At 40.0% G+C, this 11,974-nt stretch carries 10 protein-coding genes; 8 read left to right on the top strand and 2 right to left on the bottom strand.

The genetic code is table 11. The features are described 5' to 3' along the window. Position 1 precedes the first annotated feature (1 nt). The 4 genes from DI077_RS12105 (at position 2) to DI077_RS12090 (ending at position 4,846) form a co-directional block, all read left to right on the top strand. Entirely contained in the window at positions 2–337 is a 336-nt protein-coding gene (locus DI077_RS12105) for an STAS domain-containing protein (RefSeq protein WP_109019137.1), read from the top strand. Between the two features lie 58 nt (positions 338–395). Further along, entirely contained in the window at positions 396–1,847 is a 1,452-nt protein-coding gene (locus DI077_RS12100; protein WP_109019567.1) for a LysM peptidoglycan-binding domain-containing protein, read from the top strand. A gap of 72 nt (positions 1,848–1,919) precedes the next feature. Then, complete coding sequence (gene nadC, locus DI077_RS12095) at positions 1,920–2,786, top strand: carboxylating nicotinate-nucleotide diphosphorylase (protein WP_109019138.1); 867 nt, start codon at positions 1,920–1,922, stop codon at positions 2,784–2,786. Then, positions 2,786–4,846, top strand: a complete 2,061-nt coding sequence (locus DI077_RS12090) for a RelA/SpoT family protein (RefSeq protein ID WP_109019139.1) — start codon at positions 2,786–2,788, stop codon at positions 4,844–4,846. The genes nadC and DI077_RS12090 overlap by 1 nt, the downstream gene beginning before the upstream one ends. Here DI077_RS12090 and DI077_RS12085 read toward each other — a convergent pair. After that, positions 4,836–6,152 (bottom strand): alpha-amylase family protein, encoded by a 1,317-nt coding sequence (locus tag DI077_RS12085; protein WP_109019140.1) that lies wholly within the window; start codon positions 6,150–6,152, stop codon positions 4,836–4,838. The genes DI077_RS12090 and DI077_RS12085 overlap by 11 nt on opposite strands. Positions 6,153–6,271: 119 nt before the next feature. On the opposite strand from DI077_RS12085, the gene DI077_RS12080 reads away from it, so the two are divergent. The 4 genes from DI077_RS12080 to DI077_RS12065 are packed head-to-tail and all read left to right on the top strand — an operon-like array spanning position 6,272 to position 11,567. Continuing rightward, the gene (locus DI077_RS12080) at positions 6,272–8,098 is read left to right on the top strand and encodes an extracellular solute-binding protein (protein ID WP_109019141.1); all 1,827 of its coding nucleotides are present in this window, start codon (positions 6,272–6,274) and stop codon (positions 8,096–8,098) included. After that, entirely contained in the window at positions 8,099–9,184 is a 1,086-nt protein-coding gene (locus tag DI077_RS12075; protein ID WP_109019142.1) for a hypothetical protein, read from the top strand. Positions 9,185–9,198: 14 nt separating this feature from the next. After that, complete coding sequence (locus tag DI077_RS12070) at positions 9,199–10,785, top strand: hypothetical protein (protein ID WP_109019143.1); 1,587 nt, start codon at positions 9,199–9,201, stop codon at positions 10,783–10,785. Then, positions 10,782–11,567, top strand: a complete 786-nt coding sequence (locus DI077_RS12065; protein ID WP_109019144.1) for a purine nucleoside phosphorylase YfiH/LACC1 family protein — start codon at positions 10,782–10,784, stop codon at positions 11,565–11,567. Before DI077_RS12070 ends, DI077_RS12065 begins: the two co-directional genes overlap by 4 nt. Here DI077_RS12065 and DI077_RS12060 read toward each other — a convergent pair. Then, on the bottom strand, positions 11,548–11,958 hold the full coding sequence (locus DI077_RS12060; protein ID WP_109019145.1) for a response regulator: 411 nt from the start codon (positions 11,956–11,958) through the stop codon (positions 11,548–11,550). The genes DI077_RS12065 and DI077_RS12060 overlap by 20 nt on opposite strands. Positions 11,959–11,974: the final 16 nt, after the last annotated feature.

Below are 11,974 nucleotides of genomic sequence, written 5' to 3'. Positions count from 1 at the left end.
CATGGAAATCACTAGAAGGGAAAAAGATAAAATCGTAATCCTCGACATTAACGGGGAAATCGACCTTTACAACGCGCCAGAAATCAAGGATGTGATAGCAAAATTGATTGAAGAGCAAAAATACTGCATCGTCATTAACCTAGAGAAAGTTTCTTACATCGATTCTTCTGGAATCGGAGCTTTGATTTCAAGTTTATCCAACTTGAAAAAGTACCAAGGTGGATTAAAAATCATTAATGTTGCAGGTTCTGTTCGTAAAGTTTTCGAGTTAACTAAACTGACCTCTTTCTTCGAAATCTTCGATAGCGAAGACGAAGCCACCGCTGCATTTAAATAGAAAAGGAAGCAATTTGCTTTCTTTTCTATCAAAATTCCCAAGAATTAAGGAGTCCCAAATGGTGCAAAAGGAAAAGACAATAGTCTTTCTTTTGGCAGTGCTATTTTCTCTGACAGGTTTTATCAACTGCGGTCAGGAATTGCCTCTGAAAGAATTGCAACTTGCCAAAGAACAAGTAAGTCGTGCGGAAAATTTACAAGCCGAAAGTTATGCTCCGGAAGAATTTGCGGAAGCAAAAAGAAGTTTGAATGAAGCAAATGAATTTGCTTCACAAGAGAAAGCTTCCGATTCCAAAAAGAATGCTGATTATGCTATTTCAAAAGCTTATGATGCTTTGGAAAAAACACTTCCAAAGTTAGTAGCTAAAACCCGCGAAGAAGCGGTAAGTTTGATTGATGCAGCCGACGAAGCAAATGCGGCCGAATACTCTCCCGAAGAATTTAAAAAAGCAAACACTTTGAAAGAAGAAGGGGATGCAAAATTGGCCTCTGCCGATTCATCACTTGCTTCTTATTTGAGAGAAGAAAAAGACGAAGCCAGCAAAGAAACAAAACGTACTCTCGCTTTGAATGAATACGAAGCTTCTTATAATCTATTCAAAGATGCAAAACAAGCAGGGACTGACGCTAAAGTAGTTGCTCTTGAAAAATCAGATGTACTCAGACAATCCGCGGAAGAAATCGAATCCAATCTTGACAAAGCTTCCAAATATACCAACGGAACCAATCCTGCGGTAGAAGAAGAGAAAGCAAGAGTTGCATCCGCATTGGAAGATATTGATGCGGGAAAACTGAAATCCGCCGACGAAAAAATCAAAACTTCAAAAGCGGCTTCGTCAGCACTACTTGCAGGTGTGGTGAAAGATCATGCCAAGGCGAGAAACAGTCAGGCACGTGATGTTGTGGAAGATGCTAATTCCCGTTTTTCAGAGTTAAACTCCGATAGCTTGATCAAGTCTTCCCAATCCAAAGATGCATACGGAAGCGCACAAGAAAACTTGGGTGCTGCCAATGAATCCTTAAGAGCTTCTTCCACTTTGTTGGAACAGGAAAAATACGAAGATTCCATCGGACAATCGGAAGAATCCATTCGTTTGGCTGAAATCTCCATTGATCAAGTTGCAAACCTAAAATCTCCCAAAACGAATTTGGCTGACAAAGGCAAAGATCGCGGAACAAATGTTAAAGTTGATGGAGAGTCTGATAACGGAACCAAAACAACCGATTCTACTCCTCCGACATCTGATGCTGAAGGCGATGAAACGGGTGCAGGTTCTAAAATCATTTCTTTAGGAAAAGGCTGGAAACAATACACTGTTGAAAAACGTGTCCCTGCCGATTGCCTCTGGAGAATTGCTAAAAACAAAGAAGTCTATAACGACTCCAAACTTTGGCCGAGAATTTTCCAAGCAAACAAAGGAAAGATCAGAAACAAAGATTTGATTTTCCCAAAACAAAAAATCAACATTCCTCCGAAAGAAGGAAAAGTGGGAAAACCACCTAAGAAATAGGTCTTTTGTTTTTTGAAAGAAAGGAAAAGCTGTCGTTAAGACAGCTTTTTTTTTGTCTATTTAGAAGGTGATATGACGCACAGAGGCTATACAGAACCGGTTGTTTCGATAGAACCGGATGATTTTTCTTCCCTAGTGGATCTTGCCTGGAATGAGGACCTTCCCTCGGGGGATATTACTACTGATTCTTTGTTCCGCGATTCGGAAAAAACAAAAGCTACCTTACTTGCCAAAGATCCGGGAATTCTCTGTGGAATAGACGTCATCACTTGCCTTCTTAAAAAAACAAATCATACGATCCATTACACTCCCTTTTTGAAAGACGGTGCCCGTTTGGAGAAAGGAAGTAAGATCGGTGAACTTTCCGGTAGTTTATCCTCCATTTTGAAAACGGAAAGGATTCTGTTGAATTTTATTCAGTATCTTTCCGGAATAGCAACTAATGCGGATTTGGTTGTAAGAAAATATCCGAATCTGGTGATCTTGGATACCAGAAAAACTTTGCCCGGTTATAGAAAATTGGCCAAATACGCAGTTCATACCGGGGGCGGCTGGAATCATCGGATCAATCTTTCCGACATGGCGATGTTAAAAGACAATCATATCGCCAAAGCGGGCTCCATCGAAACTGCAGTTTCCTTGATTCGAAATCAACATCCGAATCATCGGATCGAATTGGAAGTCGATCATTTAACACAACTTAAAGAAGCCATTAATGCAATGCCGGATATCATTTTGTTGGACAATTTTTCGGAAGAAGATACAAAAACGGCAATTAGTCTTTTGAAAAAGGAGGCACCGAAAATTTTGATTGAGTGTTCCGGAGGAATCACTCCTGAAAAATTGGAATTTCTTTCCCGTTTTCAAGGAATCGGAGTGAGTATGGGATACCTGACTCATACGGTTCGTTTTCTGGACATCAGTCTGGAGATTGAATAATGGGAATTTACCAAGATATCAAAGACAAGTCTGAATTATTCGAAGCTGTCGACAAAAGATTGGGTCCGGACAAAGGGGACTTGATCAAAAAAGCATTTAGCGTTGCGGATAGAATGCATGACGGACAAAAAAGATTGTCAGGTGAGCCTTATATCATTCATCCCTTGAATGTTGCCTCCATTCTCGACGAACTAGGATTAGACGAAAGGGCGATTGCCGCAGGTCTTCTCCATGACGTAGTCGAAGATACCGAATACTCGAAAGACGATATGGCCGGTGAATTCGGTGATGATATCGCCGATCTTGTGGAAGGGGTAACAAAAATCTCCGAAATCAAATCCCAATCCAAAGAAACGGAGGCTGCAGATAATATTAGAAAGATGTTGCTTGCTACCATTAAAGATGTGCGGGTAATGCTGATCAAACTTGCGGATAAGACCCATAATGTCCGTACACTTAAATTTCAACCTGTAGAAAAACAGAAACGAATTGCAAAGGAAGTCTTGTCTCTTTACGCACCGATTGCCGGAAGGTTGGGGGTGTATAAGGTAAAATTCGAATTGGAAGATTTGTCCTTTCAGTCGCTTCATCCCGAAGAATATCAGGAAATAAAAAAAAGAGTAGCTGCTAAAAAATCGGAAAGAGACGAATACATCGAAAAGATCAAAATCATCTTAAAACAGAGATTAGCCGAGATCAATATAGACGCAAAAATCGACGGCAGAGCCAAACATTTTTATTCCATTTACAGAAAGATGGTTACGAAAGAAAAAACTTTCTCGGAGATCTTTGACTTACGGGCGGTTCGGATCATTACGAATGAAATCAAGGATTGTTACGGTGTTCTTGGAATCGTACATACTCTTTGGACACCCATTCCGGGTAGATTTAAAGATTATATAGCAACTCCCAAAACGAATTTATACCAATCTCTACATACTACAGTATTCGGGCCAGACGGTAGACCGATGGAAGTCCAAATTCGTACGAAAGATATGAATGCGATTGCAGAGAATGGAATCGCAGCTCATTGGGCATATAAGGAATCCGCAAATATTTCCAGAACCAGTGCGATCTTACAACAAGGTGTTGAAAACGCATTCAGAATGAAATGGCTCGAAGTTCTTAAATCCTGGCAGGATCCGAATTTGGATTCGAAAGAATTTATGGAAGAACTTCAGTACGATTTGCACGAAGACGAAGTATTTGTTTTCACCCCTAAAGGAGAAATCGTTGAAATGCCTAAGGGTGCAACGGTTTTGGATTATGCCTTTCGTATCCACACGGATGTCGGACTTCATGCCCGTGGAGGTAAGATCAACGGAAGGATGGTAACTCTTCGCACCGAACTTAAGTCAGGTGATCAAGTGGAGATCATTACGGAAAAAAATTCGAAACCTTCTCCTATTTGGCTTCGAATCGTCAAAACACCTTCCGCCAGACAGAAGTTACGTGCCTATTTCAGAAGAATTCAGGAAGAATCCCAGAAGGAAACGATTGCTTCCGTATTGGAAAACAGCACTCCGGTTATCGATGAAAACACTTTAAAAGAAATTAAAAAAGTTAAAATCAAAAAACCCGCTTCCAAAACATCGGTGGCAAACAAACCGGAATCGAAAGAATTCGGTGTTTCCGTTGCCGGTTGGAACGATGTTCCCGTTCGGATTGCGAGTTGTTGTACTCCTATCCCGGGAGATGAAATCATTGGATTTATCACTCGTGGGAGAGGCGTGAGTGTTCATAAGAAGGATTGTTCGACAGCGGAGAAACAAAAGGAATGGATGAAAACAATTCCTGTCCGTTGGGACGGACCTGGTGAGCCGATTCCGCTTCAGATCGAGGTGCGTGCCAAAGATGTTCAAGGAATTTATCTTTCCATGGTTGAGTCGATTTCCAACACAGAGACGAATATTCTGGAAGCAGGTGCAAGTTCCCATCCTAATGGAACTCTAACCGCCAAATTTATGTTAGAGGTTGATCATCTGGATCAATTGAAGGAAATTTTGGAAAACTTAAGAATGATTCAAGGCGTTGTGTTTGCGGAAAGAGTTAAAAAATAAACCATTGGGATTGTTTGGGATTTAGCCTAAAAAACATCCCTTCCTGTTCTATTTCCGATTCCGGTATTTGAAATATTTCTCCGCTCACTTGGTCCCTTAGAAATTCCCTATAATATTCTTTCATGGGGACTTCGATTCTACCTGAGACAGGGAAGGTTTCCGGGTTCCAGATCAATAGTTCTTTTGCGGTTTCATATTCCAAGATATAACAAATTATCGAAACGGAAACAAACATTCGTAAGGCTGGTATGGTTCTTTCGATTTTCCCTTTCCTTTTTCGAATGATTTCAAAAGCTCTTGTATAAAAATCTTTTATATGAAGTGAACCGGCTTCTTTTTCCATTCTGCCCAATTGCACCGGGACTTTTTTCGTGTAACCTAAATCCTGTTTTGCGTAATAGAGAATGATTCCCGGTAAAAAACTTAAAATTGCAAAATAATCGCATGATGAATTTCCAAAATGATGGAAAGCTCTTTCTTCATCGTGATTTTCCAGGAAACGAATGGATTTGTTTTGGTAGTGCAGGTCAGCTTGCAAATGTTTCAAAACTTCGACCCCGGAGTTTTCTGAAAATCTGTCATACAAAGTTTTGTCGTAAGTACCTTCAAATCCCAAACATTGCAATTCGTATTCTTTATTCCAATAGGCTTCCGCGTAGAATTTGAAATCTGGATAGGCCGACTTGATTTTATCGATCACTCTTTGCCAATAAGGAAGTGATCGGATTCCGTGAGTTCTTTCAAAAACCTCCGGTAGAACTAACATTGCCATATCGCATCTGACTCCATCGCATAGAGATGCAATCTCCATTAGAATGTTTTCATGCAACCTTATCGTTTCTTCTTTTGAAAAGTCCCATTGAACCGTATCCGTCCAACCGTTGAAAAAGGGATCTCTTCCGTGAACATATCTATTTCCGTTCGGATGGAGAAACGAGTTATGATCGTTTTTCTCGGTTTTTAAGAAGCAATTTGGAAAACGATCGATATAGTTCGAATCAACGGAAACATGATTCGGAACAAAATCCAAAATCAGTTTCTTTTTTTTCGAATGAAGTTCTTTCCTAAAGGAAATGAGTCCTTGTTTTGAACTTACATCGGGATTCGGTTCGTAAGAAAAAATCGCATAGGGAGATCCGATAACGTCGGCCTCCTGGAAATCATCCAATGCCTTGCAGTATTCTTTTTGTAAGCCAGGGTGAGTGCTCGCAATCTTTCGGGAAGCGGGGCTATTTTTCCAAACCCCCATAGGCCAGATTTCATCCGCAGTAAGAACGGAAGGATTTTCCCAGAAAGAATTGGGCATTTGGTCCAGTTTACACTTATGTTCTCTACAAAAAATCCTTGAGTGGAACTCGTACAACCAGGTTTGATGGAAGGGGTGTTTCATAAGAGACGACCTAAATTCTTCTAGAAGGAAAATAAATGCGCAAGCCCCTTTTGGTTTCAAAAATATTCGCAGTAGCGTTTCTGTTCGCAACCGTTTTTGTCCATTGTTCTGACTCTGACTCGGATTCTCCCGGTGGAAAGATTGCCAAACTCCAGGAAATTCCTTGGACCGGAGATTTAAATTCCATTCCTCCACTTCTCCAGGCAGCCAATCCTGCTGCAAGCCTGGATGCTAAAAAAGGGGGAAGGATCAGTATCTATTCCCACCAATTTCCCAAGTCTTTGAATTATTATTTGGATCAATTCACCACGACCGCCAGGATATTTACTTCCATGTTCGAATCTTTGGTGATTTATCATCCTTTGACTCTTGAGCCTTATCCTAATTTGGCGAAATCTTGGAAGATATCGACTGACAAGCGTAAGTTTACGTTTTACTTGGATCAAAATGCAAAATGGTCGGATGGAAAATCAGTCACAGCGGATGATGTGATATTTACCTATGATACGATTATGAATCCAGCGAACGCAACAGCAGTATTTCGCATTTCTTTATCGCGATTTGCAAAACCTGTTAAGGAAGACGAATTTACGGTTAGTTTCGAAGCGAAAGAAGTGCACTGGAACAATTTTAATGATTTGGCATCTTCGATTTTGATTTTACCGAAACATCATTTCGAAGGAAAGGATTTCAATAAAGAAAACTTCGAGTTTCCGATTGTATCCGGTCCTTACAAATTGGTTGAGTCCAAAAAAGGAAGATATGTCAAGTTGGAAAGAAGAACGGATTGGTGGAAAAGAGCTTATCCGTTTCATAAAACCACAAATAACTTCGATCAGGTGGTTTATAAGGTTTATAACGAAGAAACAGTCGCCTTACAAGCATTCAAAAAAGGAGATATCGACGTTTATCCAGTGTACAAAGCTTCGGTTTGGGTAGAGGAAGCGAAGGGTGAAGTATTTGATAAAAATTGGATTGCAAAACAGCGTTTTTTCAACTTAAAACCGATCGGGTTTCAAGGCTGGGCGATGAACACCAGAAGGGATATCTTTAAAGACAAACGTGTAAGAGAAGCTATGGCAGTTCTTGTCGACAGAAAGCTCATGATCGACAAACTCGCGTATGGTGAATATGATCCTACGAATAGTTATTATCCCGATTATTATTTCGGCGGTGAAAAAAATCCCAATACTCCCGTCGAATTCAATGTCGAAAAAGCTAGAAAATTACTTTCTGAAGCGGGATGGAAACCGAATGCGAAAGGTTTGTTGGAAAAAGACGGAAGACCTTTCAAATTTACTATCTTGGATAGGGATAAAAGTACGGAAAAATATTTTACTGTCTTTTTGGAAAAAGCCAAAGAAGTGGGAATAGATGCTAACATTGAAACTACGGACTTAGCTGCATGGAGTGCCCGTGTAGACAAATACGATTTTGATATGACTTGGGCTGCTTGGGGTTCGGGAGTTTTCAAAGATCCGGAAGCGCAATGGCATTCCAAATATGCGAGTGAAGAAGGACAACCCAATCTGCCCGGTTTGAAAATTCCTGCGGTCGATGCATTGATCGAAAAACAAAAGGCTGAATTCGATTTGAACAAAAGAAATTCGATCGTAAAAGAAATCGATAAGATCATTTATAAGGAATATCCTTATGTTCTTTTGTGGCATTTGCCTAGTACTCGTATTTTGTATTGGAGAAAATTCTCCGCGCCAACTCTTCCTTTGGGAAAATACGGAACGGAAGATTTTGTTACCGACTACTGGTGGTTTGACGAAACTGCGGATTCCCAATTAAAAGAAGCAATGTCTTCTAAAAAAGCTTTGGGAGAATACAAAGCAGTCATTCCTTGGACTAAGTAGATGCCGGAGGGAGAAAGCCGTTTCAAAACGATAAAAGACAAGGTATTCTCCCTTTGGAATCAATACCCCAAGTGGGGAAAGATTCCTCAGTTTTTGGAGTTATTGGAAAAGGGCCTGGATAAGGAACTTTTCCATGATCCTGAAAAACAAGCGATTCCCATTCCCATCGAAGACCTTCCTGTTGACGAGGTCTTGCGACAATCGGGCCCTCTTCGAAAGTTTTACGAGTGGGCTTTTCCCGTATCCCATGTATTCAGAATCACACACCGATATAACAGGGAGTATTTGGACAATTTTCTTCCTCTATCCCAACATGACTATATAGGAAGGGGTTCTTATAAATTTGTTTATAAACTTCCCTGGAATCAGGTAGTCAAAATCGGAAAATCGAAACTTCCCTCGGACGCACTGTTCGGTTCCCTTTTCAAACAAGTAGGAAGAAACATGGATCAGTTTCTGAAGAAAGAGGAAATTGATTTAAAAAACTATCTTCAGAAACAAACCATCTTCGAATCCAACCGGGACGAGATCGAATTCAAATTCAAACGTTTGGGATTGGAAAGATTGCACTACTGGAAATTAAAATCTTTAATCCCCGATTTGGTGATTCCCACTCGTTTTTTTATGGGGCTTCGCATTCGAAATACTCCCTGGAAAGTTCCGTCGATCACTCTGACTCCTTGCGACCAGCAGACTTTATTGCCCGGAAAACATCTGAAAGAATTTACCATCAGGAATGAAAAGTTGGATCAGAATGCAATCTTGGATAAATTTTTTCCCAAATGGAAACTGAACTTCGATACGCATCGCTTTGGGATCATTTCCAGATCCAAGTTGAAGAAGATTGCTGTGGATTTTAATCGGGTGATTGAAGTAACAAAGTTTCTCGCGGAAGAAGAGAAATTGATATTTGATGTGCATGCTGAGAATATAATCATAACACTTCCCGATTTTGAATTGAAAATATTCGACTTCCACTTGTTTGATGACTTCCTTTACGAACCTTCCGAAGAAAACCCGAATCCTGAAATGGATCATATCAACCTTATTGAAGAATTTATCCGTTCCTTCGAACTGGATAAATAAATCGTTCCCTCATTATGAAATTGAAAATTTTGTTCGCAAAATACTCATTTGTTATCTTATCCGCAGCAAGCATCTTATTTGCTATTTATAAATCGTATTTTTTGCGTTGGCTTTGCGATGATGCATTTATCAGTTTTGTATATGCTAGGAACTTTGCGGAAGGAGCTGGGCTTGTATTTCAATCGGGGGAGAAAGTCGAAGGGTACAGCAATTTTCTTTGGACGATTTTGCTTTCTTTGGGAATCAAATTTTCCTTTTCTTCTCTAAACACTTCCGTCTTTTTCGGTATCTTATCTTTCTTCGGACTACTTACTTATTTTTCCTTCCAAGAGAAAAAAAAATATCCTTCTCTGATCTTTCCTATTTTCACACTCCACCTTTCTTTATTTTATCATAATTGGATCTTTGCAACTTCCGGTTTGGAGACCATGTGTTTCACGTTTTTTCTAAGTGTTGCTTTGCGGGAATGGGAGAAAGATTCAAAATATGCAAGTCTCCTTTTTGCAATTGCGAGTTTGCTCCGCCCGGAAGGTGCTTTATTTTTCGGAATTCATTTCTTATCCCGCTTCCATGAGATCAAATCCATAGTACAATTCAAACAGACATTGTCCAACTATCTTCTGTTACCTCTCGGAGTTCTTGTAGGAATGGAGCTCTTGCGTATTGATTATTACGGAGAGATTTTGCCGAATACATTTTATGCAAAAGCGAATCATCCGGGTTATTTTTCGCAAGGGACGAGTTATCTTTTATATTGGTTTCGGGTTTATCCTGTTTATGCATTGATTTTTACTTTTGCTCTTTATTTGTTGGGAAGAAATCTTTTCTTTCGTGAAAGAAAAAGTTTTTTATCCGCAGCAGTGCTATTGTACATGGCTTATGTAATTTACGTAGGTGGAGATTTTATGGGAATGCGATTTTGGATTCCCGTTATCCCTTATCTGTCTTGGATCGTATATACGCATGTGAATGAATATTTGAAATTGATAAATTTCAAAAATACAAAGAATCGGATTTTACAGGAACAAAAGAAGATCCCGGTTTATCTTTTTTCATTTTTATTTCTAATCTCTCTTATCCTGTATATGGATCCTTTCGGAGGAAAAAATGCGAAAGAGTCTACCTGGAATGGGATCGGAGAAGAGAGGAGATTTTACGGTAATAAACTTACATTTGATAGCGGATATGATCTGAATTCTTTGCAAGGATTTCGTGTTGCATTTTTCGGAGCTCAGGCTCATTTTATATATTGGATGCGTCCCGATTATGCGTGGGAGGCGGAGACTGGCCTAACAGACAAAAGGCTCGCTCGTAAATCTACTAGTACTCGCGGGCGGGTTGGACATGAAAAAAATGCGAGCCTTCTTGAAATGAAAGAACGCAAATTGGATTTAGTCTTGGATGATCGTTTTCCTTCCGCTTCCTTGCCTTATATTACATATCAATGGCGGGATTTTTCTTGGAAAATAATGGTCCTTTATTTCGATCCATTCAAATTTTCCAATTTATGCAAACGGGAATACTGGGATTGTTCCCCGCTTTACAAAGAGATTGCTCGGAGAAAAATGGACACAGCAAAGGATATTGATTTTTTACAATGATAGAAGATTCTCGCACCATTGAAGTTCCCTATGGCAAGATTCATTGTTTAACACTCGGCAAAGATGCGTGGAAGGATACTTTCCCCGGAGGCTCTTTTCCGAAAGAGGATGCAGGTTGGCAGTCTGCGACCAATATTATCGTTTCCAAATATACAAAACTTCCTACGGATAAAATTTTTTCCCTCCAACAGGTTCACAAAAGAGAGATTGCTTTGGTGGAATCCGGGCGTATATCGGATTGGCTTCCCGATCCGGCTCATTTCGATGCGGTGATGGAAGATCATTTTCCGGAAGAATCGGATCGTGCGGGAGATGGTTTAGTTACATTGCAACCAAATACCGGTTTGGTGATTCGCACTGCGGATTGTGTTCCCGTTTTCTGTTATTCGAAAACAAAACCTATGATTGCCGCCTTACATTCCGGTTGGAAAGGAGCACTTCTCGGGATCTCCGAAAAATTAATTCATTGGTTGAAGTCCCAAGGATTCACGGAAGAAGAGTTACAAGTGTTTGTCGGTCCTTCCATTTCCAAGAAAAACTATATCGTCCAATGGGACGTCGCTAAACATTTTATGAGCATGCCGCCGGGTGTTGTGATAGAAGCTCCCGGAATGGGATACCTACTCGGTGTGAAGGAAGCGATTCTTGTGAGACTGAGAAAGGAATTTCACAATTTGGCTTTGGATCCCCAAAACAATGAAGTGTTCCTCTCTCCTAAGTATTTTAGTCATCGTTCCAAAGAAGAGGGTAGAAATTTTAACGTTATATTTTGGGAATCTTAACCAGAGTTTCTTTTATCTTTTCCAAAATCTTTTCTCTTTTGATCGGTTTGATGATATATTCCATCGCACCGTTTTCCAATAGAGTTTTCACTACGCTGGGAGTATTTTCTTCCGAGATAAACATGATACGCGGTAATATTCCCATATCTTTTATATCCCAGAATGCAGCATAACCGTCGACTTCCGGCAAAAAGATTTCTACCGTAATCAAATCGATTTGTTGTTTGTTTTCCTTGTACAATTGTAAAAGTTCTTTGCCGGTTTCTGCAATTCCAATGATCTTGAAACCTTCCGATTCCAGGATTTGTTGCAATTGTTTGGACTGAAACTTTGAGTTTTCCGCGATAAGTATATTATACGGTCTACCCGTTGGCGCTATTCCTGCTTGCATATGTCCCTCTGTCCTA

Origin of the sequence: Leptospira kobayashii (assembly GCF_003114835.2) — a bacterium.
Lineage (GTDB): Bacteria > Spirochaetota > Leptospiria > Leptospirales > Leptospiraceae > Leptospira_A > Leptospira_A kobayashii.
The sequence above is the reverse complement of the archived record's forward strand: the minus strand, read 5'-3'. Positions and strand labels throughout refer to the sequence as shown.

Coding starts and splice junctions, on each gene's coding strand:
- DI077_RS12100 (WP_109019567.1), top strand. CDS start 396: ATGGTGCAAAAGGAAAAGACAATAGTCTTTCTTTTGGCAGTGCTATTT.
- DI077_RS12065 (WP_109019144.1), top strand. CDS start 10,782: ATGATAGAAGATTCTCGCACCATTGAAGTTCCCTATGGCAAGATTCAT.
- DI077_RS12090 (WP_109019139.1), top strand. CDS start 2,786: ATGGGAATTTACCAAGATATCAAAGACAAGTCTGAATTATTCGAAGCT.
- DI077_RS12105 (WP_109019137.1), top strand. CDS start 2: ATGGAAATCACTAGAAGGGAAAAAGATAAAATCGTAATCCTCGACATT.
- DI077_RS12060 (WP_109019145.1), bottom strand. CDS start 11,958: ATGCAAGCAGGAATAGCGCCAACGGGTAGACCGTATAATATACTTATC.
- DI077_RS12070 (WP_109019143.1), top strand. CDS start 9,199: ATGAAATTGAAAATTTTGTTCGCAAAATACTCATTTGTTATCTTATCC.
- DI077_RS12080 (WP_109019141.1), top strand. CDS start 6,272: ATGCGCAAGCCCCTTTTGGTTTCAAAAATATTCGCAGTAGCGTTTCTG.
- DI077_RS12085 (WP_109019140.1), bottom strand. CDS start 6,152: ATGCCCAATTCTTTCTGGGAAAATCCTTCCGTTCTTACTGCGGATGAA.
- nadC (WP_109019138.1), top strand. CDS start 1,920: ATGACGCACAGAGGCTATACAGAACCGGTTGTTTCGATAGAACCGGAT.
- DI077_RS12075 (WP_109019142.1), top strand. CDS start 8,099: ATGCCGGAGGGAGAAAGCCGTTTCAAAACGATAAAAGACAAGGTATTC.